Source organism: Macrococcus hajekii (assembly GCF_004359505.1).
In the GTDB taxonomy this organism is placed as follows: Bacteria; Bacillota; Bacilli; order Staphylococcales; family Staphylococcaceae; genus Macrococcus; species Macrococcus hajekii.
This window is the reverse complement of sequence record NZ_SCWE01000001.1, coordinates 140,019-162,503: the sequence shown is the minus strand read 5'-3', so window position 1 is coordinate 162,503 and position 22,485 is coordinate 140,019. Positions and strand designations below refer to the sequence as shown.

Genomic DNA, 22,485 nt, shown 5'->3' with positions numbered 1-22,485 from the left:
AAGTCTTTTTTCGCATTAATTCATCTGGTTCATTCTTTTCTCAATCTGGCTGGCAGCACCCGGGCTGACCCGTTCAATCGCGGCTTCAGCAATTTCAACTGCACGCTTATAGCGATTATTGCTGAACAGTCTTTCTGCTTCATTCAATTCTTTGTTAAGGTCCGGATAGTCTTTACGATATCGGTTACCGTATTGTATCAATGCTTCAGCAAGTTCAGCATCATCCAGCATCGTTAATACTTCCTGTTCAAATGTATTCATCATTGCCATGACTTTTCTGACTTTATCTCTGACATGTTCAACATACATCGGACGTTTATTGAACAGTGCATGTGCTTCACGTGTCTCAATATCAATTTCATTTTTCATAATAATGAATCTTTCAGGAATACTTGATAAGTTCGAAGCCATCAACTTGCGGAATATCTCTTCCTTACGACTCTGAATTTTCAGTGTAGAAGATTGTGCTTCACGTTCATAATCGCGCAGTGAAGTGAGGTGATGCTGTATCTTCTCCTGATTGTTATTAATGACACCGACATGATCTTTAATATAGGTCAGATTATCCTCTACTTCTGAATAACGGACAGCAGATTTAGCCATTTCATTCAAGATCTCATCATAGACTGAAATCAGACTCTGGATTTCATTATCATATTGACGAACTTTCTGAATGTCTTCTTCATTAATATAATAGTTTTCTTTTACATATTCAATTTCTGTGCGAAGTGTATAGTTCATATCTTTCGCATAGAACAGTTCATCTGTGATCAGTTCCTTCGATTTCTCGACATTATTTTTTGCGAGTACTTCAATCTCTACTAACTCCAGCATTTCATCCAGCGTATCTGTGATTTCAGCGATAATCTCCTCCGCAGAGTCAAGCTGCAGTCTTGCGATAAGAGGTTCGACGAGATTCAGTTTCCCCTTTAATGTCTGAAGATTGCTATCCACTTTGACGTGATCCAGGTTATATCCCTCTACCTTCAGATCACGACAGCCATAACGAATCTCCTGGAACTGTCCCGGTAATTCCTTCTGAACATCACGGATCAAGAGTGGAATTTCATCCATATCTGACTTCAGTCGTGTCATCTGATCATGGACCTCATTGATTTTATAATGAGCAGATTCGTAATTCCCTTCTCCAGTGAACTGTTCATACTCCTGAAGTGCGGGTAGGAAGTGTTCGATATTCTCTTCAAGCGGGCGGGCTGCCTCACCATATTGGTGGCGGTTGGCCAGCACATCACGCTTTGCCTCCCTATAGATTGTACGGCATTCTTCATACTTGATGCGGTCTTGTTTTGCGCGATTGACATAATCATCAATCTGACCTGCAAGCTGGTGATACTTACTTTCGACTGAATCCAGAACTGAGTGACTTTCTTCAATCCGTTCACTGCTTTCACGGAATTTAAATCGATCGAGTGCTTCATCTGCTTCATTGATATGGATTTCACTTGCCTCTATATCCTCTTTGAGCAGTTTCTGCCACGTATACTTCCAGTCTTCAAACTTCGCTTTCGCTTCACCCTTAAGCTGGAGATTCTTCACTTTTACCAGTTCATCCTGAAACGGCAGTGCTTTAATTTCTTCTTTGCGCTGTTCTATTTTTTCAACGGCTGTCCTTTTCTGATTTCTCAGATAGAACATCACACCAACAGCAATTAATATCAGTACGATGATTAATACGATTAGATAAATGATCAACGTTCTTCCCTCCAACTTGTTCTTCAACATTATAACGTAAAAAAGAGTAGCAAAAAACTATTTTATTGTGAAAAATTGAGCGAATGATTAAAATGTAAATCATAACTTGATTTTCACTATAAGATATGAGGTGTTTTTTATGTTTCAACCTGGACAGATCAAAGATTATCACGCACTGAATACAGCACTCGACCACCTGCTTGCTGGTGAGGATGACTCAGTCAGTCATTTAGCCAATGCTTCAAGTCTGCTCAACTATTTTCTGACAGATGTTAACTGGGTCGGTTTCTATACGATGAAAAACGGACAGTTGCAGCTCGGTCCTTTTCAAGGCTTACCTGCATGTGTGACCATACCAGTCGGTCGCGGTGTATGTGGAACAGCAGTCAGTGAGCAGAAGACTATGCTTGTTGCAGATGTTCATGCTTTCCCGGGACATATTGCCTGTGATGCAAATTCAAAATCCGAAATCGTCGTTCCGATTAAAGTGAACGGTGAAATATACGGTGTCCTAGATATTGATGCACCCATTACAAATCGATTCAATGCAGACGATCAGGTGGGACTTGAAGCATTCGTTCAAGTACTTGAAAAGCACCTGACAGCCGCCACTGTATAATAGGCGATTGAGTGTTGACATTACAATAATAAAATCATATAATAAGTGAATGTGAATAAACGAGAGTAGCAGATAAATATTAAGGCGCTCTATGGTGTCCCCTTAGTTGGCGTGTTGTGTAACCAAAGCTAACAGGCGAAGGCACGGAAAGATGCTATATCGACTTAAGCATTTATCATATTTTTGTTTTTCGCGAAAAAAACAAATAAGGAGGAGTCAACTTATGGCTCGATTTACAGGTTCAACTTGGAAAAAATCTCGTCGTTTAGGTATTTCATTAAGCGGCACTGGTAAAGAATTAGAAAGACGCCCATACGCACCAGGACAACATGGTCCTAACCAACGTAAAAAAATGTCTGAATATGGTCTTCAATTACAAGAGAAACAAAAATTACGTTACATGTACGGTATCAACGAACGTCAATTCCGTACAATCTTTGACCGTGCTGCAAAAATCAAAGGTATCCACGGTGCTAACTTCATGGCACTCTTAGCATCTCGTTTAGATGCAGTTGTCTACCAATTAGGTTTAGCTCGTACACGTCGTCAAGCACGTCAATTAGTTAACCACGGTCACATCTTAGTTGATGGCCAACGTGTAGATATCCCATCTTACACTTTAAAAGCAGGTCAAGTTATCTCAGTACGTGAAAAATCACAAAAATTAGATATCATCGCTGAATCAGTTGAATTATCTAACCACGTACCAGAATACTTAACATTTGACGCTGACAAATTAGAAGGTACATTCATTCGTACACCAGAACGTTCAGAATTATCTGCTGAAATCAATGAACAGTTAATCGTTGAGTACTACTCACGTTAATAACACTGACAACCTTAAGCAAATGCTTAAGGTTGTTTTTTTGTGCTGATTCTGTTTTGATTATCTTAAAGGAGTGATGATATGAAACATCATTTTACGGGTCAGGCGACCTTCACCGGAGGGTACGACGATTACGGTACCCTTAAAACTAAAAATATGGATACTCAAATTTCTATCCCCGCTTCTATGAACGGTGTAGAAATCGGTACAAATCCTGATGAGATGCTGCTCGGTGCAGCGACGACTTGTTTTATCATTTCATTATCTGTTCTATTTGAGAGAAATAATATCCCGCTTACTGATTTAACAGTTGATTCGACCGCCACAGTGGCTCAGACAGATGGTATTCTCAACTATGAAGCTATTGACTATGTCGTTCACATCAAGACGGATACACCTGTATCAAAACATAAGCTCATCTCCCGTTTCGTTCATAAAGCAGAGGAAAACTGTATGATTACCCGGGCCTTAAAAGGTAATGTTACCGTGTCTGTTAAAGAGATTCATATCAATGACTAAAGATCTTGCCACTCAGGTACAGATCTTTTTTTCGTTGTCATCAATTTACTCATTTAGTTTTCATCTTTTTAATGATATCATTATCAAAGTATACGCTTTCATAAAGTTGATAAGACAGCGATTACTAGTGGTATATATATTCTTTAAGAGGCTTCTTGAATCTGTTTCTTCCCATATAAATATCTTCTGACATTCAGATGGAAGAAACGGACAAGGATTCCATTGACTTTAAGGGATAAAAGCACTAATATTTAGAAATAATATAGAAATGAGGAATTCGTTTGGAATCAATCAAAAAACGGAGAAAAGGCATCAGCCTGCCGACGCAGATTTTACTTGCGTTAGTGTTGGGTGTCGTTGTCGGGATTCTTCTCTATGGTCAAGATGATTTAAAAAATTATATTCAGCCCTTCGGTGATGTCTTCCTTCACTTAATTAAAATGATTGTGGTACCGATTGTCTTCTGTTCACTTGCTATCTCAATTGCAGGTGCAGGCGATATGAAAACGGTTGGCCGATATGGCTGGAAAACATTACTTTACTTTGAGGTCATCACTACTGTTGCTATCGGTCTTGGAATTATATTCGCTAATGTATTTAAACCAGGCTCTGGTATCGATCCTACGAAGCTGCCTAAAGGTGATGTATCGAAATACACAACGAATGCTGAAGCTGCTTCTTCATCAACATATGGCAATCATATGATTGATACTATTGTGGGAATTATTCCAACGAATATCATTGATTCAATGGCACAAGGACAATTGCTGCCGGTTATTTTCTTCTCCGTATTCTTCGGACTTGGAATTGCAGCTGTTGGCAAACGTGCTGAACCTGTCAAACTTGTACTCGAGGGTGTTCTTGATGTCATCTTCTGGATGACTAATCAAATTATGAAATATGCACCTATCGGCGTTTTTGCCTTTATGGCTGTTACAGTCATGACGTTTGGTGTCAGCGCACTTATTCCATTACTCAAACTGACACTTGTTGTAGTCGGTGCAATGATTTTCTTTATACTTGTAGTACTGGGCGGTGTTGCAGCAATCTGTAAGATTAATATCTTCCATTTACTTCGTATTCTGAAAGATGAGCTGCTGCTCGCCTTCTCAACTTCAAGTTCTGAAACTGTTCTTCCTAGCATTATGAACAAAATGGAGAAATTTGGTGCACCGAAAGAAATCGTCTCATTTGTTGTACCGACCGGTTATACTTTCAACTTAGATGGTTCAGCTCTGTACCAGTCAATTGCTGCTCTATTCATCGCACAAATGTATGGTGTTCAATTATCACTGACAGAACAGCTCATCTTATTGCTGACTTTAATGCTGACTTCTAAAGGGATGGCTGCTGTACCTGGAACTTCGATCGTTGTACTGATCACTACTCTTACAGCAATGGGCTTACATCCTGAAGGACTGGCACTTATTATCGGTATTGACCGCATTCTTGATATGTCACGTACTGTCGTGAATGTCGTCGGTAACGCGCTCTCAACACTCGTGATTGCGAAATGGGAAAATAGACTGGATTATGAAAAAGGACGTAAGTATTACGAAACATATGTAAAATAAAATATGAAATTTTTGACGTATTTAACAATTAAGTGTATATTTTATCATCTTAATACTATATAATGAATCTACTACATTCATGAAGGGTGATATAATTTGCGACACCTTCCTAATCTTTTAAATGGAAAGTTAACTGCTTACCAGATTGCAACAGCAACTGGCAACGATATTCATATTATAGAAGCATTGATGGATGGCTCTCAGTCAATTGAGTCTTTAGATGAATCAATCTTCCTTAAACTCTCTGAGTTAGAAGAGGACTTATTCTCAACATCCACAGATAAGAAAGAGACAAGTGCTTAATTGCACTCGTCTCTTTCTTAATTTTTTAATGTTATATTATAAAAAAGTTTAACGCTACCTTATAACGGTTATAGTAAAATACCATAAAAACCGAAAAAGGAGGTCCCCTATATGCCAGCCATACTACTTAAAGCTTCATTACCTACCCTGCTGAGCAAAGATACTCAGTTTCAACTTCTTCAAAATGAATCAGAAAAAGAAGTATTTATTAATCGCTACAGAAAACATTCAAAAGAAGCAGCTAAACAGTACAATCGACCTCATATATGCAAATTAGAATTTATCTATCCTGATGAATATACAGAAACAATCGTCATGAAAGCAGAATAAAACGACGAATGCGCTTAGTCATTCGTCGTTTTATTTATTTTATTCTCTTTTTAAGCTGCTCACTCATTCTCTTCATGCAATGATCTACATCGTCAGTAATCTGCGCGATAGCCTCGGTTTTCGGCATCTTGTATGCGGTAGGTTCTATTGCTTCACCAAACTGAATATAGGCCTTTTCTTTACTGAAGAGAAGGTCTTTAAATGTTAACGGACCTTCGTATACAGCAGGAATAATAGGCTTTTTACTCATGACTGCAATAGTGGCTGCACCCTTTTTAATCGGTGCACCTGCATTTCTGGATCCTGATGGGAACATTCCGACTGTTTTATTATCCTTTAACAACTTTACTGGAATCTTCAGTGTGGACGGGCCTGGATTTTCTCTATTTACCGGAAAAGCACCGACACTCGTGAAAAGCCAGTTCAGAAACTTAGTTTTAAACAGTTCTTTTTTCGCCATATAATGAATAGTACCTGGATACACTGCCATCGCAAGTACAATGATTTCCACCATACTCTGATGGGTACAGGTAACCATATAGCCCGGGTTCTTAGGTAAATACTGCTTATCTACCACTTTAAGTTTTCGTCTAAACACAACAACCACTAAATAGATCAGCGTGGATAATAATTTATACATCAATATCTCCCTTTTTCATGAAATTTTCATTAACATCTGTTATTAATATATAATAACATAGAACAGGAGGCTACTATGAATTCACATGAAGAACAATATGATGAAAGACCTTTAATTCGAGAGAAGAAAACACAGCCTAAATTCATTCCACTTTTACTAGCGGGTGTCCTCGGTTCGGCTCTGACACTAGGCGCTGATTATTTCATTGATTCTAATCAGAAAACTGAGTCCGTACCTGATGTCGTACAAAATGCTGCGATCAATGATAAAGATAGTGCTTCACTATCTGATATGCTGGAAAATGTCTCACCTGCTATTGTAGGTGTAGTGAACATGCAGAAGACGAATGGTATTTTCCCTTCAGACCTTACCAATGATGAAGAAGCTGCCGGTACAGGCTCAGGCGTTATTTACCAGGCAGATGATCAGTCTTCCTACATCGTTACTAATAACCATGTCGTTGAAGGCGCAAGCGATATCAAAGTTCAGCTTTCTACAGGTAAGAGAGTAAATGCTGAGTTGCTCGGAACAGATGCACTGACTGATATCGCTGTACTAAAAATAAAAGGTGACTTCAACATCAAACCTTTAGCATTTGCAGACTCCAACAAAGTACGGACAGGTGATTCTGTTTATGCCATCGGTAATCCACTCGGGCTCGACTTATCAAACAGTGTAACAAAAGGTATTATCAGCGCTAAAGAACGTTCGATGACTGTCTCTACTTCAGCAGGTGAATCATCTGTCAAAGCGATTCAGACTGACGCTGCAATCAATCCCGGTAACTCGGGCGGCGCTCTCATCAACACTGCTGGCCAGTTAATCGGTATTAATTCCATGAAAATTGCTGCTGCTGAGGTTGAAGGTATCGGCTTTGCTATTCCAGCCAATGATGCACAGACGGTCATTGCCGAAATCGTTAAAAATGGTAAAGTCATCCGCCCTTACATGGGTCTTGCACTCGTTTCTTCTGATGCCATCCCCCCTCAGTACAGAAGTGAACTGAATGCTGACCAGCCAGGTGTTGTGGTTATTCAGACTGATGAATATGCCGGTAAATCGGTTAAAAAAGGTGATGTGATTGTTGCTGTTGACGGTAAGAAAGTCACATCAGACAGCGAACTTAAAAGTTATTTATATCGCAATAAAAAAGCAGGCGATACGCTTAATTTAACCGTTGTTCGCGATAACAAGAAAATAGACGTCTCACTCATATTACGTGATGATGAAAACATGAAATAATAACCTGACTCCCTCTGACTTGAGTGAGTCTTTTTAAATAAATTGAATAATAAGTCGATATTCATCATTTGTTAACAATTTTCAGTTTGACTTAATCTGTATTTTAAAATATGCTTAGTTCATATCGAATTTGTGAATTCGTTTTCATACTTTTATATTAAGCGCTAAAAAATGATATCCTGTTAGTTTTCTGCTTTATAAGCAGACTATTTAATAAATCGTATATAACCTAGTATAATAAGTAAGCATGAATAAACATTTTAACATTAACGGAGGTCATCATTATGGCAAGAACAGCAGATTACAGAAGTGCGTTCGATGTTATCGGGCCGATCATGGTAGGTCCATCAAGTTCACATACAGCTGGTGCTGTCAGAATAGGCTCAGCTGCACGAACAGTACTTGGTACTGAACCAGAAAAGATTCATATTTCTTATTATGAATCTTTTGCAGAAACACACCTTGGTCACGGGACAGATCTGGCAATTATCGCCGGCTTACTTGACTTTGACCCTGAAGATCCACGCGTTAAAACATCAATTGAAATCGCGAAAGAAAAAGGCATTGATATTGAATTCGTTGAAGAAACAGGTACAAGTATCGGGGATCACCCAAACACTGCTCTAGTTAAACTGGATGCTGGAGATAAACACGTTGAGGTATTAGGTAACTCAATTGGTGGAGGGACAATCAAGTTACGCAGTATCCATATTAACGGCGCTTGTGTTGTGATGAATCACACTTTACCTCTTATCGTCTTATATGGCGACAGTCCAATTGCTGAATTTAATTCATGTATCGCCAGAATGTTTGACCTCGGTGTTAAAGTAAATGAAGAAATTAAATCCAATTATAACGACCATCATTTAATCGCCATTCAACTTTATAAACCTATTAAACTCGAAACATACGAAGCACTCAAAAAAGAATATCCTAACATCGAATTCGCAAATATTATCTAGGAGGATACATCCATGTTTAAATCGATTGCAGAAGTAGTCAATCATGCTAATGAGACTAATCAGTCACTAGCAGAAATTATGATTCAGATGGAAATGGAAACATCTGACATGACACGTGAAGAAGTACGTGCCAAAATGCTTAAAAACTTACAAGTAATGAAAGATGCCGTAAAACGCGGTTCTACAGGTGAAGGGGTTAAATCTGTAACTGGACTGACCGGTCAGGATGCAATCCGTATGCAGCAATACCGTGATAATAACCAATCTTTATCAGGTGATGCTGTTGCCCTTGCTGTACAAGGTGCCATCGCAACAAATGAGGTGAATGCAGCGATGGGTCTTATCTGCGCGACACCTACTGCTGGTTCTTCAGGAACGATTCCAGGGGTTCTGACATCACTTGAAGCTAAATTCGACCTGACTGATGATCAGCAAGTTGACTTCTTATTTGCATCAGCACTTTGCGGTCTTGTTATCGCCAACAATGCTAGTGTATCTGGCGCTATGGGCGGATGTCAGGCTGAAGTAGGTAGTGCTTCAGCTATCGCTGCTGCCGCTGCTGTATCTATCTTCGGCGGTAAACCTGAGCAGTCTGCACACGCCATCGCTTTTGCCCTCGGTAACTTATTAGGACTAGTCTGTGACCCTGTTGCAGGACTTGTCGAGATCCCTTGTGTGATGCGTAATACAGTAGGTGCGGGTAACGCTTTAATTTCAGCTGATTTAGCTCTTGCAGGTATCGAATGTAAAATACCAGCTGATGAAGTCATTGAAGCAATGGATAAAGTTGGCCGTAACTTACCACGTGAACTACGTGAAACAGGTCTTGGCGGTATCGCAGGTACACCTACAGGTGAAGCGATTAAAGCTAAAATCTTCGGCTCACAGCACGCATTCAGCTAAAACTAAAAAGACGATTCGCTTTCATTTGAAAGTGAATCGTCTTTATTTTGTAGAAAACTAGAAACCTCTGTCTGCACCGCCGCCTCCGAAACTGCCGCCGCCAAAGCCGCCGCCATCGAAGCCACCGCCGCCGAAACTACCCCCACCTGATGAGAAGCCGCCGCCGAAACCGCCGCCAGTTGGGAAGAAGATAACAGGTCCAACGCCTCTACGTCTACCGCCCGGACCACCGCCGCGACCACCGCCACCAAAGAACATGGAGAATATCAGATAAAGGAAGAATAATGTCAGTATAATATCAAAAACACTGAAGCCACTGCTTCCCTCTTCCTGAGCAATCGGTTCATCACGGGTGAACTTACTGCCATCATAGCCATAAGAATCAGCTATTTCCTGCCAGACTGCTTTGTATAACTTGGTCATACCTGAAGCATAAAGTTGTTTTGCTTCCGCATTCTGTCCTTTAGGGTCAATAGCGACTGCCTTTTGGATATCAGGCATTGCATACTGATCGATCAGGGCTCCTACTTTTGCATCATTCAGGACACCTTCAAGACCATATCCGACCTGTAAAGTGATACCTCTATTTCTAAATTCATTGCCATTATCAAGATTGAGTAAAATGACGATGCCATTATCTTTGTCTGCCTGTCCTACACCATACTCACGTCCTGCGCGAAGTGCATAGTCTGTTCTAGGTTCCTGTCCGATAGTAGGCATGGTCATCACCATTATCTCAGCTGTCGTCCCTTGTTCCAGTCGATTACCGAGTTCATTGATTTCATCCACCTGTGACTGTGAAAATACATTCAGGTGATCCTGCGTGTAGACAGGTTCTTTGAGCTTCGGCAGAGGCTCAGCTGCATTTGCCTCATAGAATGGACAAAGTAAGACAAAAATCGCGATGAGAAACGCGATTTTTTTTGTCATTATTTATCGTCTCCAGTATTAAAGTCAACTGATGGAGCGTCTTTTGCAGCGCTATCTGCTTTGAAATATTCTTTCTCATGTTTACCTATAATACCTGCAAATAAGTTCATCGGAAAACTTTTAACGACTTTGTTGTATTCTGAGACTTTGTCATTATAATCACGACGGGCAATAGCGATACGGTTCTCAGTACCTGCCAGTTCATCACGGAGACCTGTAAACTGTGTATCTGCTTTCAATTCTGGATAAGCTTCACTAATAGCAATTAAACGGCCCAGTGCTGACGTCATCTCAGCATTGGCTTCTGCTTTTTCAGCTGGTGAACCATTTTCAGTTGCCCCTGCTAATTTTGAACGCGCATCTGCAACATTCTTGAATACATCTGATTCGTGTTTTGCGTAACCTTTAACTGTTTCAACTAAGTTAGGAATTAAATCAAGACGTCGTTGAAGATTGGTATCGATATTAGATTCTGCATTGTTAACATCCTGTTCAAGCGACACCAATTTGTTATAAGGACCCATAACCATACTACCTAAAATAGCGAGTACTGCAATAATTGCAATAATTGGTATTAATAATTTTTTCATACTCTATCTCCTTTTTATAAGTTATTCTAATTCTACCCAAAAAAGACTGGTATTAACCAGTCTTTCAGTTATTTATAGTTAACCATGAAGTACTTTTTCTTACCTCTTCTGATGATAGTGAACTCACCTTCAATTTTGTCAGATTCCTTGATCTCATAAGCTGTGTCCGTTACTTTTTCACCATTGATGGAAATAGCACCGTTCGTGATATCTTCACGTGATTGACGTTTACTTGGAGAGACGCCTGCTTCAACTAAATAATCCACTAAATTAATAGCATCTGTAACCGTACTCTGCGGCACATCTTTAAAACCTTCTCGAATTTCATCTGCTGATAATGCAGCAAGATCACCTTTGAAGAGGGCATCTGTAATGCGGATAGCATCACTCAGTGCCTGCTCATCATGTACCAGTTTCGTCACTTCTGCCGCCAATGCTTTCTGTGCTTTTCTTAAATGCGGTTCTGTCTCAACTGATTGCTCAAGTGCTTCAATTTCTTCTTTTGAAAGGAATGTAAAGTATTTCAGGAATTTAATCGCATCTGCATCAGGTGTGTTGATCCAGAACTGGTAGAACTCGTAAGGAGAAGTCTTCGTACGATCCAGCCAGACAGCACCAGATTCTGATTTACCGAACTTTTTGCCGTCAGACTTCGTCACAAGAGGCACAGTAATACCGAATGCTTCTACTTCACCGTACATACGACGCATTAAATCAAGTCCTGACGTGATGTTACCCCACTGATCAGAACCACCCAGCTGAATTTTAACATTCAGCTCTTTGTTCAGATGACCGAAATCGATGGCCTGAAGAATAGTATAGGTAAACTCTGTAAATGAAATTCCAGTCTCAAGTCGTGTCTGAATACTATCTTTACCCAGCATGTAGTTCACACCGACATGTTTACCGTAGTCACGTAAAAATGAAAGTAAATCAATCTGTCCGAGCCAGTCTTTGTTATCAACTCGAACAGCACCATTATCTCCACTAAAATCAAAGAGCTGTTCCATCTGTTTTTTGATACCATCCACATTATGCTGAACCATCTCTGGTGTCTGAAGAACACGTTCATCTGTTCGTCCAGAAGGATCGCCAATCATGCCTGTGGCACCACCAATCAGTACAACAGGACGGTGTCCATGAGCCTGAAAGCGACGCAGCGTCAGGAATGGCAGTAAGTGCCCGATATGTAAGCTATCAGCCGTTGGGTCGGCACCACAGTAAATACTGACGCTCTCCTTATTGAGTAATGCCTCTATTTCTTCTGGATGTGTCTCCTGGTAAATCAATCCGCGCCATTTCAAATCATCTAATAATTCATTAGTCATTTTAAACCCTCCTTTAAAAATAAAAAAAACACCCCTACAAAATGTAAGGGTGCTTGAATACACGGTACCACCATACTTATGATTGCTCATCACTTAGTCGGTGAAAAGGTCACCGAAGCCGCCAGATTATACTAAAAGGTGTATTCACAAATAAAATTCTACCGATTTGCACCACCACCGGCTCTCTGCAAGAAATTTCTATTTATTACTTGTCCTTCAATCTGCAATATGTAATTATGTTACTAGTTTAATGAATGAATGCTTCTAAGTCAAGTCGTTCCTATGCTATACTGAATATAATTCGGGAGGTCAGAAATGTCAAAATTTAATTTCAATTCTTCGCGCTGGAAGAATCAATTTAATGAGTCACGTCAACATATCAAGTCCGTTAAGTGGACGCCCTATGTCTTGTTTAATTCAATCTATAAAGTGCTGGCAAACATCGTCATGATTATGCTGGTTGCCGGCGTTCTGTTAGCTTCACTATTAGGTGGCTTTGGGGTGGGTTATTTTGCAGCACTTGTCAAAGATGAACCTGTGCCAACCAAAAAAGAGCTGACCCATTCACTTCATTCCATGAACCAGAGTTCAACGGTTTACTTTGCGTCAGGCGAGTCGCTCGGTAGTCTGAATGCAGATGTGCAGCGTACTACCATTAAATACGATCAAGTTTCCCCTCACGTTGTAGATGCCCTTATCTCTACTGAAGATGAGAATTTCTATCATCATAACGGTATTGTACCGAAAGCTTTCATTAGAGCGAGTGCTCAGGAATTTCTAGGTAGTGCCTCTACATCCGGGGGCAGTACGTTAACACAGCAGCTCGTCAAAAACCAGCTCTTATCCAATGAGACTTCTTTTGAACGTAAAGCTAAAGAAATGCTGCTATCATTCCGCGTTGAAAAGACACTGACAAAAAAACAGATTCTTGAAGCTTATCTGAATGTCGTCAGTTTCGGTCGTAATACAAACGGTAAAAATATAGCGGGGATCGAAGCTGCTGCACAAGGTGTATTCGGCAAAAAAGCAAAAGACCTTAACATCGCTCAAAGTGCATACTTAGCTGGTATGCCTCAAAATCCTTATACATATACACCGTTCAAAATAACTGGGCAAGTTAAAAATGACGAGGATCTTCAATATGGTTTTGCAAGACAAAAATATGTGCTTGAACGTATGAAAGCTGAAAATAAAATCTCAGAAAAAGAATATAATGAAGCGATTAAATTTGATCTCAAAAAGTCATTTATTGATAAGGTCAGTGTGCCGGATGTTGAATATCCTTTCCTGACAAAAGAAATTGAAAATCGTGCTGTTCAAATTCTAAAATACGAATTTGCAAAAAAAGATAAAGTATCTAAACAAGAATTAGATGAAACACCGATCTTAAACGAGAAATATACTGCAATGGCTGATGATGAAGTTAGAAATAGCGGTTATACTATCCAGACGACAATCAATAAGCCGATCTTCGACAAGATGAATGAGATTAAGTCTAACCCATATTATTACTCTTATGATCGCCAGGCAGACGTAGATGGTCAGATGACTAATCTACAGCAGGAAGTCGGCGTTATGCTTAAAGAAAATACAACTGGTAAAATCATCGCGTTTGTCGGTGGACGTGATTATGAAAAATCACAGAATAACCACGCGACTCAGACAAAACGCTCACCCGGTTCAACAATGAAACCATTAGTTGCATATGCACCTGCTATTGAGTACGGTGTTACAACACCTGAATCGATGCTGCTTGATAAACGCTTCAGTGTTAATGGATATTCACCGGAGAACTATGCACGTGCTGAATTCGGCCAGGTGACGACACGACTTGCGCTGATGAACTCTCTGAACTTAAGTACCTTAAGACTTTACTCAGGTATTCAGGATAGAAAACCTTGGGAATTCCTTGATAAAATGCATATTGATATTCCAGAAAATCAGAAGCCTAACCTATCACTGCCGCTTGGTGCAACTGATATGACGCTTGAAGATAACGTCAATGGCTTTTCAACTTTCGCAAATAATGGTGATTACCAGGAAAGTTATATGATTGAAAGTATTAAAAAAAGTAATGGTGAAGTCATCTATAAACATGAGGCAAAACCAGAACCTGTTTTCAGTGATGCTACTTCTTATATCATGACTGATATGCTTCGCGGTGTACTCGATACGGGTAGTGCCTATCAACTGAAAGGTACCTTCCAGTACAATCAGGACTGGGCTGGTAAAACAGGTACTGCCGAAAATGGTACAGACAGCCTGTTTATAGCATATAATCCTAAAGTGACACTCGGTATCTGGATGGGATATGATAAATTGATTCCATTCGATGAAGAGAATCATTATCAGCTTAAATTATGGCGGGATATTAACAATAGCATCACAGCAATTAATCCTGGGCAGATGGGTGTCAATCAGACATTCAGTCAACCGGCAAGTGTTCAGAAAACAAAAATCTGTCAAATCACGAATAGTAATGGATCTTGCAGCAGCGGGGAATCTTCTGCAGATAGTCTCGTATGGAAACAATCTGATTTATCAAGTAAAACAATCGATGATTCACGTGTTCTAGGTCGATTAGGTATTAATATTGATGGCGGCACACGTTCTAAAATTAATCCTAAACAAAACATTGCAGATAATATCATTGAACTGAAAGAACAAAATAAAAAGACCGACAATAAGCAGAACGCTCAATAACTTATAAAGACCACGCTAGCAATCGCTAGCGTGGTCTTTTAGATACAAAAAAAAGTGCATCCATAAAGGATGCACTTTTTAGCTGACTAGAATAATCCTACAGCATTACCGTTTTCATCAATATCCATGTTAAGCGCTGCTGGTTGTTTTGGTAAACCAGGCATTGTCATAATATCACCTGTTAAGGCAACAATGAATCCAGCGCCTGTTTTAGGAATTAATTCACGAATTGTAATTTCAAAGCCAGCTGGACGACCTAACTTCTTAGCATCATCTGTGAATGAGTACTGAGTTTTAGCCATACATACTGGATAGTTATCCCAGCCGTTGTCTTTGATTGTTTTAAGTTGTTTCTTCGCACTGTCAGTGAAGACAACATCATCACCACCGTAGATATCTTGAACGATTTTACGGATTTTTTCTTCTACTGGTAATTCGAGTTCGTATAATGGTTTGAAGTTCTGTTCAGTATCCATTACTTCCTTAACGAGTTTAGCAAGCTCTACGCCGCCTTCTCCGCCTTTTTCCCATACTTCTGTAAGTGCGATTTTAATGTTGCGCTCTGCACACCATTGTTTAACGAAGTTTACTTCTTCTTCGCTATCAGTAACGAATGCGTTTAATGCTACAACCGGTTCTACACCGAATTGTTTTAAGTTTTCTAAGTGTTTCTCTAAGTTAACGATACCTTTTTTAACTGCTTCAACATTCTCAGCTTTAAGCTCGTCTTTCGCTACGCCACCATGCATTTTCATCGCACGGATTGTCGCAACGACAACGATTGCGCTTGGCTCAAGGCCTGCACGACGCGCTTTAATGTCCATGAATTTCTCAGCACCTAAATCTGAACCGAATCCAGACTCAGTTACTACCACATCAGCTAACTGACGTGCAGTGTTAGTTGCGATGATTGAGTTACAACCATGTGCAATGTTAGCGAATGGGCCACCATGGATTAATGCAGGTGTACCTTCAATCGTCTGTACTAAGTTAGGCTTGATAGCATCTTTAAGAATTAAAGTTAATGCACCTTCAACACCTAAATCTTTAACAGTGACGGGTTTACGGTCATAAGTGAAACCGATTGTGATTTTTGAGATGTTTTCTTTTAAGTCTTTAATATCACGAGATAAACAGAATACTGCCATGATTTCACTTGCTACAGTGATATCGAATCCATCTTCACGCGGAACACCTTTGAATGGGCCACCAAGACCTACAACGACTTGACGTAAAGTACGGTCATTCATATCGATAACGCGTTTCCAAGTCACACGACGAGGATCGATATTTAATTGGTTTCCTTGATAGATATGGTTATCAATAAATGCAGCTAATGCATTGTTTGCAGTTGTGATCGCATGTAAGTCACCGTTGAAGTGTAAGTTGATCTCTTCCATTGGTAATACTTGAGCATAACCACCACCCGTTGCGCCACCTTTCATACCGAAGACAGGTCCAAGAGATGGTTCACGAAGAGCAACCATAACGTTTTCACCGATTTTTTTGAATGCATCGCTTAATCCGACTGTCACAGTAGATTTACCTTCACCTGCTGGTGTCGGGCTCATCGCAGTGACTAAGACCACTTTACCTTTAACAGGTGCATCGATTAACTGTGTGTTGATTTTTGCTTTGTAGAAGCCATAAGGTTCCACAGATTCTTTAGGGATCCCCGCTTTTTCAGCAATTTCCTGAATCGGACGAATTTCAGAGCGATTTGCAATTTCTAAATCTGATAAATATTCAACCATGATTTTTGTCTCTCCTTTGAATGTTTTTAATCCATCTCTAATGATAAAGTAAAGCGGTTTCAATGTCGACCTATTTGACTAAAAAAAATAAAGAATCAACTTGAGTTGATTCTTTATTTCGTCGTTCCTCTATAATCGATTTTATAAGGCAGGATAACATTTTTATCTTCAATGTCTTCCTCATTCATGTATTTAGTCAATAACCGCATCCCTACTGCTCCGATATCATATAAAGGCTGCATGACACTTGATAGCTTAGGACGAACCATCTGTACAAGGCGCGTGTTGTTGAAACTGATAATCTGCAATTCTTCCGGAATCTTAATACCTGCATCTTGAGCAGCATGTACAATACCAATCGCCTGTTCATCACTAATGCATAGGATAGCCTCAGGTTTAGTATCTTTTAATGCATTGAATGCCTTTTCTCCGTCCAGATACTGTTCATTACCTTTGTAGACTGCAGCTGGATCAAGCGCGAGATTATGTTCCTTCAGCACTCGCTCTATTCCTGCTTGAACATCTTGTCGGGCTTTCTCTGAATAGCCGCCACCAACAAATGCAAAACGTTTAACACCTTGCTCAAGAAGACGCTCGATAATTTCTGTGCTTGCCTGCGCATAGTCAATATTGACAGCAGGTAGAGATTCATCTCCATCATTAGTGCCTGAAACAACAACAGGAACTGATGTTGACTGGATCATCGCAAGTGTATCTGCAGACAAAGTCCCGCCTAAAAAGATAATACCATCCACTTGTTTACTAAGAAGATTGTTAAAAATCTCATTTTCTTTCACAGGATCATTATCTGAATTTGAGATGATGGTCTGATACTTATACATCGTCGCAATATCTTCCAATCCACGGGCAAGCTCTGAATAATAAATATTAGAGATATCTGGAATGATGACACCGACTGTAGTCGTTTTCTTACTCGCAAGACCACGGGCCACTGCATTTGGCCGATAATTGAGACGCTTAATGACTTCATTGACCCGTTCTCTTGTAGCAGGTTTTACATTAGGATTGCCATTAACAACCCTCGACACTGTAGCCATCGATACTTTGGCTTCTCGCGCGACATCATAGATAGTAATTGTCATGATGACCTCCTGTAATCGTTTTCTTTCTCATTATATCACGCTTTAAGTCAATGTTATATTATAAATACAACTGACGTGTCTTGTCAATTTCATTGAAGAAATAATCGAATTCATTAAGGTCCATCTGCTGACCTGCATCGCTAAGAGCGACGGCAGGATCTGGATGTACTTCAGCCATCACCCCATCTGCACCAACGGCAAGAGCTGCTTTAGCAACAGGTAACATAATATCCTTACGTCCTGTTGAATGAGTGACATCTACCAGTACAGGTAAATGAGTCCCTTGTTTTAGAATAGGAACCGCAGAAATATCAAGGGTATTACGAGTTGCTTTTTCATACGTACGAATACCACGTTCACAGAGAATAATCTGACTGTTGCCATTTGAGTGAATATATTCAGCTGCATAAATAAATTCTTCTATGGTCGCAGATAACCCTCTCTTTAACAATACAGGCTTATTCGAACGCCCTGCTTCTTTCAGCAGTTCAAAATTCTGCATATTGCGCGCACCAATCTGGAAGACATCCACGTACAGGTCAGCCATTTCAAAATGAGCAGGATTTACAATTTCAGAAACAACATTAAGACCGTACTTCTTATTCATTTCTTTCAGTATTTCTAAGCCTTCTTCACCAAGTCCCTGGAAATCATAAGGTGATGTACGAGGTTTAAACGCACCACCTCGGATAAATTTCTGCCCTTTAGCAGCCAGGTCCTGTGCTACAGCATCTACTTGATCATAAGATTCAACTGAACAAGGTCCAAATACAAAGATTTTTTCTTTATCCCCAATCTTCGCACCATTATCAAAGGAAACGACTGTGTCTTCAGGTTTGAGTTTTCTAGATACAAGCAGATGTTTCTCATTCTCTGATTGCTGTAGTTCAGTAGAAGCCTTAAATATTTCTTTGAATAACTGCTTGATTACATTGTCATCATAAGGGCCTTTATTAGTTTCAAGCAGTCGATTTAGCATTTCTTTTTCACGCATCGGATCATAAATATCAGTTCCTGATTTTAATTTTTCCTGACCGATTTTCTTAGCAATCTGTCCACGTTCTGACAGAAGTTCTAATATAGAAAAATTGATTTCTTCAATTCTATTTCTTAAGTTATTGAGTTCAGACATCTGTACACCTCTTAATTAAAAATTTCAACAAAAAATAGCAGGGTGAGAATCACCCTACTATTTTATCACAGGATTACTGTAATCACTTATTATTTGTTTTTACCTTTGCGGTTGTTATTATTGTTATTGCCATTTTTATTGCTATTGTTATTTTTATTGTTGTTATTTTGACCTTTTTTATTAACATTGCCGCTCACATTGTTTTCTTTGTAGTCATTGATATTGCTATCAGTATCTTTGTCTACTACTGCTAAAGGTTCAGATAAAGTCTCATCATTAACTTCTTCTTTAATAGCGCGGCGTTGTGCAGCTAAAGCATCTTGATCTGCTGCCTTATTTTTTGACTGATTATTTGTTTTAACATCAGTATTATCAATATCTTTGTCATCTACTTCAACCACTTTAATATTTGAATGAGGTTGTGTTGATTCGTTTTTCTTTTCTTCTTTTTTCTCTTCTGCTTTTTGTTTTACTTCTTCTTTTTTAGCTTGCGCTTTTTCTTTTGTTTCGTCTGCCTTTTGTGCCGCTTTTTCTTTCACTTCGTCCGCTTTTTGAGCAGCCTGTTCTTTCGCTGCTTCTACTTTAGGTGCAGCTTTCTCTTTTGCTTCGTCTGCTTTTTGTTTCACTTCTTCTGTTTTTTGAGCAGCTTGTTCTTTTACTTCGCCTGCTTTTTGAGCAGCCTGTTCTTTCGCTGCTTCTACTTTAGGTGCAGCTTTCTCTTTTGCTTCGTCTGCTTTTTGTTTCACTTCTTCTTTTTTCACTTGAGCTTGTTCTTTCACTTCGCCCGCTTTTTGAGCAGCCTGTTCTTTTACTTCGCCTGCTTTTTGTTTCACTTCTTCTGTTTTTTGAGCAGCCTGCTCTTTTACTTCGCCTGCTCTTTGCACAACTTGTTCTTTAATTTCAAGTGCTTTATCTTTTACTTCGCTGACTTTTTCAGTCACTTTGTTTTTAATTTCATCTGTTTTTGAAGGCTCATTTGAATCTTTATCTGCTGAATTTGCAGCATTGTCTTTTAATGAAATAACTTTACTATTGATATCATTTTTTAAATCACGGCCTGGTTTAGGCGCTAATAATAGACCTGCAAGTGTACCAAGTGCTAAACCTGCTGTAAGGCCAAATGTAAAATCACGTGCCATCGTATTTTTACATTGTACTTCGTATTCCTTTACAGTATGAGTTTCTAAATCACGGTTATATAAATTATGATTCTTATCATTGTAAGAATGTTCACCGTTTGATCTGTAAACTGTCACTGATTCATCATTTCTACCATTTCTAAGTTCTCTGTTGTAAGTGTTAACCATGTTTATTGTCCTCCTTAAGATATAAAAAATAGGAATATACTTATTTAGCTAGTATATTCCCATTATTAAACTATTTAAACTTATTTATTATTCAAACCTGCATTAATTCTGTCATCATCTACATTGTGGTAATTTGCTGTATCTTTGTTGAATACTTCACGGTTTGTGTCGTTAACAGCAACTTGATTTGAAAAGTCATAAGCATTGCGACGTTCTTTTCTCATCTTCCATTTATCAGCAACTTCCATCGCTACGTTAGACCATTGTACAACTTGTGCAATCTGATCTTTGTTGTTAGCAATATTGTGTGTGATAGATGTAGTTACACGGTCTACAGAGCTGTTTAAGTTGTTCACAGTACCACCGATACCTTGAACAGCATCCACTACTGTATTCAGACGAGCTGATTTGTCTTGAACATCTTCAGCAAGACGGTTTGTTTTGTGTAATAAGTCAGTTGATTCACGAGTGATACCTTGAATCTGTCCTTCTACACCGTCCAACGTTTTTGCAACGTGGTCTAAATTTTTCTTAACTGAAAGTAATACGATGACGATACCGATACACAGAATCAAAAATGCGATTGCAGCGATAATACCGGCGATAGGTAAAATCCATTCCATATTGAGTCCCTCCTAAATGTGGTTATCCTTAATTTACTCTTTCATAATACCCTTGTCAAAGGGCTTAAAACATATTAATGACCATTATAACAAATTTTCATAAGCTTGCTGGAATTTTTGAATATCTCCTGCACCCATGAAAAGAAGCACTGCATTCTCATGTGACTTAAGATTTTCAATTTGTTCTTCTATAATGACTTGGGCATCAGGTATTAAGTCAGCTAAATCCTGAATCGTTAATTTACCCGACTGCTCACGAGCAGAGCCGAAGATCTCACATAAATAAACTTGATCTGCTTCCTTTAAGCTATCTGCAAATTCCTGCAGGAACTTTTCAGTTCTGGAGAACGTATGCGGCTGGAAAATAGCGATTACATTTTTATCCGGGTATTTCTTAGTTGCCGATTCAATCGTCGCTTTAATTTCCGCCGGATGATGTGCATAGTCATCAATCAGAATCTGATCATTGATTTTTTTCTCACTGAAACGACGTTTAACGCCGCCGAACAGTTCAAGTGCTTCTTTGATGTTATCGACATCCAACTTTTCAAGATAGCACACTGTAATTACTGCCAGTGCATTCAGCACTTGGTGATTACCGAACATGGGTGTTTTAAATGTGCCATATAACTGATTATCAATCTGAACATCAAACACTGTCCCGTCAGCAGTCGTTCTGATGTTTTCAGCTCTTACTCTGTTATCTTCATTCAATCCATAGTAATAGACGGGGATATCTACTTTGATATCATGCAGAATGGCATCATCGCCACACGCAATGACTGCCTTCTTAACTTTAAGTGCCATTTCCTGAAAAGCGTTGAATACATCTTCAAGACCACTGAAGTAATCAGGATGATCGAAATCAATATTCGTGATAATAGCATAATCAGGCGTATAGCTCAGAAAATGACGTCGATATTCACATGCCTCAAAAGCGAAATATTCACTTTGAAGCTGGCCCATACCTGTTCCATCACCGATTAGATAAGAAGTTTTTTTATCCCCATTCATCACATGAGATAATAAGCCTGTTGTCGATGTCTTACCATGTGCACCAGTGACAGCAATCGATGTATACTGACTCATAAACTCTCCTAAGAAGTCATGATAGCGGTAATATTCACCACCTAGTTCCTTGGCACGAACAACTTCAGGATGATCATCTCCGAACGCATTGCCGGCAATAACAGTCATCCCTTCCTTAATATTATCTGCATCAAAAGGCAGAATTTTAATTCCTTTATCTCTTAAAGCATCTTCCGTAAAAAAATGTTTGTCGATATCTGAGCCCTGCACTTCATTATCCATATCAAAAAGAATATGGGCCAGTGCACTCATACCTGAACCTTTAATACCGATAAAATGATATAAAGTCATATTT

21 protein-coding genes are annotated in these 22,485 nt (G+C 39.3%); 10 read left to right on the top strand and 11 right to left on the bottom strand.

Translation table 11 applies throughout. The annotated features are described in order from the left end of the window. Positions 1-15 precede the first annotated feature (15 nt). Positions 16-1,713 carry a septation ring formation regulator EzrA gene (locus ERX37_RS00950; RefSeq protein WP_133428776.1) on the bottom strand — a complete coding sequence of 566 codons (1,698 nt, stop codon included), beginning with the start codon at positions 1,711-1,713 and terminating at the stop codon, positions 16-18. A 139-nt stretch (positions 1,714-1,852) separates the two neighbouring features. On the opposite strand from ERX37_RS00950, the gene ERX37_RS00945 reads away from it, so the two are divergent. The 6 genes from ERX37_RS00945 (at position 1,853) to ERX37_RS00920 (ending at position 5,884) form a co-directional block, all read left to right on the top strand. After that, positions 1,853-2,332 (top strand): GAF domain-containing protein, encoded by a 480-nt coding sequence (locus ERX37_RS00945; protein WP_133428775.1) that lies wholly within the window; start codon positions 1,853-1,855, stop codon positions 2,330-2,332. 223 nt (positions 2,333-2,555) lie between these two features. Then, complete coding sequence (rpsD, locus tag ERX37_RS00940) at positions 2,556-3,158, top strand: 30S ribosomal protein S4 (RefSeq protein WP_133428774.1); 603 nt, start codon at positions 2,556-2,558, stop codon at positions 3,156-3,158. A gap of 81 nt (positions 3,159-3,239) precedes the next feature. Then, entirely contained in the window at positions 3,240-3,677 is a 438-nt protein-coding gene (locus ERX37_RS00935; protein WP_133428773.1) for an OsmC family protein, read from the top strand. A gap of 290 nt (positions 3,678-3,967) precedes the next feature. Further along, positions 3,968-5,251 (top strand): cation:dicarboxylate symporter family transporter, encoded by a 1,284-nt coding sequence (locus ERX37_RS00930; RefSeq protein WP_373282942.1) that lies wholly within the window; start codon positions 3,968-3,970, stop codon positions 5,249-5,251. Positions 5,252-5,347: 96 nt separating this feature from the next. After that, positions 5,348-5,554: a hypothetical protein gene (locus ERX37_RS00925; RefSeq protein WP_133428771.1), complete on the top strand. Its 207-nt coding sequence runs from the start codon at positions 5,348-5,350 to the stop codon at positions 5,552-5,554. 111 nt (positions 5,555-5,665) lie between these two features. Continuing rightward, a complete protein-coding gene (locus tag ERX37_RS00920; RefSeq protein WP_133428770.1) occupies positions 5,666-5,884 on the top strand; it encodes a hypothetical protein in 219 nt (72 codons plus the stop codon). A gap of 34 nt (positions 5,885-5,918) precedes the next feature. Here ERX37_RS00920 and ERX37_RS00915 read toward each other — a convergent pair whose 3' ends face one another. Beyond that, positions 5,919-6,524 (bottom strand): lysophospholipid acyltransferase family protein, encoded by a 606-nt coding sequence (locus ERX37_RS00915; RefSeq protein ID WP_133428769.1) that lies wholly within the window; start codon positions 6,522-6,524, stop codon positions 5,919-5,921. A 75-nt stretch (positions 6,525-6,599) separates the two neighbouring features. Here ERX37_RS00915 and ERX37_RS00910 point away from each other — a divergent pair, with 75 nt between their 5' ends. From ERX37_RS00910 to sdaAA, 3 genes are all read left to right on the top strand, one after another. After that, positions 6,600-7,766, top strand: coding sequence for a S1C family serine protease (locus ERX37_RS00910; protein ID WP_133428768.1), 1,167 nt, complete (start codon positions 6,600-6,602; stop codon positions 7,764-7,766). 284 nt (positions 7,767-8,050) lie between these two features. Then, on the top strand, positions 8,051-8,728 hold the full coding sequence (sdaAB, locus tag ERX37_RS00905; protein ID WP_133428767.1) for an L-serine ammonia-lyase, iron-sulfur-dependent subunit beta: 678 nt from the start codon (positions 8,051-8,053) through the stop codon (positions 8,726-8,728). Positions 8,729-8,740: 12 nt separating this feature from the next. Continuing rightward, positions 8,741-9,631, top strand: a complete 891-nt coding sequence (sdaAA, locus tag ERX37_RS00900) for an L-serine ammonia-lyase, iron-sulfur-dependent, subunit alpha (protein ID WP_133428766.1) — start codon at positions 8,741-8,743, stop codon at positions 9,629-9,631. Between the two features lie 57 nt (positions 9,632-9,688). Here sdaAA and ERX37_RS11695 read toward each other — a convergent pair whose 3' ends face one another. The 3 genes from ERX37_RS11695 to tyrS all read right to left on the bottom strand — a co-directional run bounded on the left by ERX37_RS11695 (position 9,689) and on the right by tyrS (position 12,479). After that, a complete protein-coding gene (locus tag ERX37_RS11695; RefSeq protein ID WP_133428765.1) occupies positions 9,689-10,561 on the bottom strand; it encodes a TPM domain-containing protein in 873 nt (290 codons plus the stop codon). Then, positions 10,561-11,151, bottom strand: a complete 591-nt coding sequence (locus tag ERX37_RS00890) for a LemA family protein (RefSeq protein WP_133428764.1) — start codon at positions 11,149-11,151, stop codon at positions 10,561-10,563. The genes ERX37_RS11695 and ERX37_RS00890 overlap by 1 nt, the downstream gene beginning before the upstream one ends. Positions 11,152-11,219: 68 nt before the next feature. Then, positions 11,220-12,479, bottom strand: a complete 1,260-nt coding sequence (gene tyrS / locus ERX37_RS00885) for a tyrosine--tRNA ligase (protein WP_133428763.1) — start codon at positions 12,477-12,479, stop codon at positions 11,220-11,222. 315 nt (positions 12,480-12,794) lie between these two features. On the opposite strand from tyrS, the gene ERX37_RS00880 reads away from it, so the two are divergent. Continuing rightward, positions 12,795-15,182 (top strand): transglycosylase domain-containing protein, encoded by a 2,388-nt coding sequence (locus ERX37_RS00880; RefSeq protein ID WP_133428762.1) that lies wholly within the window; start codon positions 12,795-12,797, stop codon positions 15,180-15,182. 86 nt (positions 15,183-15,268) lie between these two features. Here the strand turns inward: ERX37_RS00880 and ERX37_RS00875 are convergent, their stop codons facing one another. The 6 genes from ERX37_RS00875 to murC all read right to left on the bottom strand — a co-directional run bounded on the left by ERX37_RS00875 (position 15,269) and on the right by murC (position 22,481). Next, on the bottom strand, positions 15,269-16,936 hold the full coding sequence (locus ERX37_RS00875; protein ID WP_133428761.1) for a formate--tetrahydrofolate ligase: 1,668 nt from the start codon (positions 16,934-16,936) through the stop codon (positions 15,269-15,271). 113 nt (positions 16,937-17,049) lie between these two features. Beyond that, positions 17,050-18,039 carry a catabolite control protein A gene (ccpA, locus tag ERX37_RS00870; RefSeq protein ID WP_133428760.1) on the bottom strand — a complete coding sequence of 330 codons (990 nt, stop codon included), beginning with the start codon at positions 18,037-18,039 and terminating at the stop codon, positions 17,050-17,052. Between the two features lie 58 nt (positions 18,040-18,097). Next, positions 18,098-19,171, bottom strand: coding sequence for a bifunctional 3-deoxy-7-phosphoheptulonate synthase/chorismate mutase (locus ERX37_RS00865; protein ID WP_133428759.1), 1,074 nt, complete (start codon positions 19,169-19,171; stop codon positions 18,098-18,100). 89 nt (positions 19,172-19,260) lie between these two features. Then, positions 19,261-20,478 (bottom strand): YtxH domain-containing protein, encoded by a 1,218-nt coding sequence (locus ERX37_RS00860; RefSeq protein ID WP_133428758.1) that lies wholly within the window; start codon positions 20,476-20,478, stop codon positions 19,261-19,263. Between the two features lie 80 nt (positions 20,479-20,558). Beyond that, the gene (locus ERX37_RS00855; protein ID WP_133428757.1) at positions 20,559-21,101 is read right to left on the bottom strand and encodes a DUF948 domain-containing protein; all 543 of its coding nucleotides are present in this window, start codon (positions 21,099-21,101) and stop codon (positions 20,559-20,561) included. 84 nt (positions 21,102-21,185) lie between these two features. Continuing rightward, the gene (gene murC / locus ERX37_RS00850) at positions 21,186-22,481 is read right to left on the bottom strand and encodes a UDP-N-acetylmuramate--L-alanine ligase (protein ID WP_133428756.1); all 1,296 of its coding nucleotides are present in this window, start codon (positions 22,479-22,481) and stop codon (positions 21,186-21,188) included. Positions 22,482-22,485: the final 4 nt, after the last annotated feature.

Bases quoted from the DNA above. Each gene is read 5' to 3' on its own strand.
- ERX37_RS00945 (WP_133428775.1), top strand. From the start codon at position 1,853: ATGTTTCAACCTGGACAGATCAAAGATTATCACGCACTGAATACAGCA.
- rpsD (WP_133428774.1), top strand. From the start codon at position 2,556: ATGGCTCGATTTACAGGTTCAACTTGGAAAAAATCTCGTCGTTTAGGT.
- ERX37_RS00935 (WP_133428773.1), top strand. From the start codon at position 3,240: ATGAAACATCATTTTACGGGTCAGGCGACCTTCACCGGAGGGTACGAC.
- ERX37_RS00920 (WP_133428770.1), top strand. From the start codon at position 5,666: ATGCCAGCCATACTACTTAAAGCTTCATTACCTACCCTGCTGAGCAAA.
- ERX37_RS00915 (WP_133428769.1), bottom strand. From the start codon at position 6,524: ATGTATAAATTATTATCCACGCTGATCTATTTAGTGGTTGTTGTGTTT.
- ERX37_RS00910 (WP_133428768.1), top strand. From the start codon at position 6,600: ATGAATTCACATGAAGAACAATATGATGAAAGACCTTTAATTCGAGAG.
- sdaAB (WP_133428767.1), top strand. From the start codon at position 8,051: ATGGCAAGAACAGCAGATTACAGAAGTGCGTTCGATGTTATCGGGCCG.
- sdaAA (WP_133428766.1), top strand. From the start codon at position 8,741: ATGTTTAAATCGATTGCAGAAGTAGTCAATCATGCTAATGAGACTAAT.
- ERX37_RS11695 (WP_133428765.1), bottom strand. From the start codon at position 10,561: ATGACAAAAAAAATCGCGTTTCTCATCGCGATTTTTGTCTTACTTTGT.
- ERX37_RS00890 (WP_133428764.1), bottom strand. From the start codon at position 11,151: ATGAAAAAATTATTAATACCAATTATTGCAATTATTGCAGTACTCGCT.
- tyrS (WP_133428763.1), bottom strand. From the start codon at position 12,479: ATGACTAATGAATTATTAGATGATTTGAAATGGCGCGGATTGATTTAC.
- ERX37_RS00880 (WP_133428762.1), top strand. From the start codon at position 12,795: ATGTCAAAATTTAATTTCAATTCTTCGCGCTGGAAGAATCAATTTAAT.
- ERX37_RS00875 (WP_133428761.1), bottom strand. From the start codon at position 16,936: ATGGTTGAATATTTATCAGATTTAGAAATTGCAAATCGCTCTGAAATT.
- ccpA (WP_133428760.1), bottom strand. From the start codon at position 18,039: ATGACAATTACTATCTATGATGTCGCGCGAGAAGCCAAAGTATCGATG.
- ERX37_RS00865 (WP_133428759.1), bottom strand. From the start codon at position 19,171: ATGTCTGAACTCAATAACTTAAGAAATAGAATTGAAGAAATCAATTTT.
- ERX37_RS00860 (WP_133428758.1), bottom strand. From the start codon at position 20,478: ATGGTTAACACTTACAACAGAGAACTTAGAAATGGTAGAAATGATGAA.
- ERX37_RS00855 (WP_133428757.1), bottom strand. From the start codon at position 21,101: ATGGAATGGATTTTACCTATCGCCGGTATTATCGCTGCAATCGCATTT.
- murC (WP_133428756.1), bottom strand. From the start codon at position 22,481: ATGACTTTATATCATTTTATCGGTATTAAAGGTTCAGGTATGAGTGCA.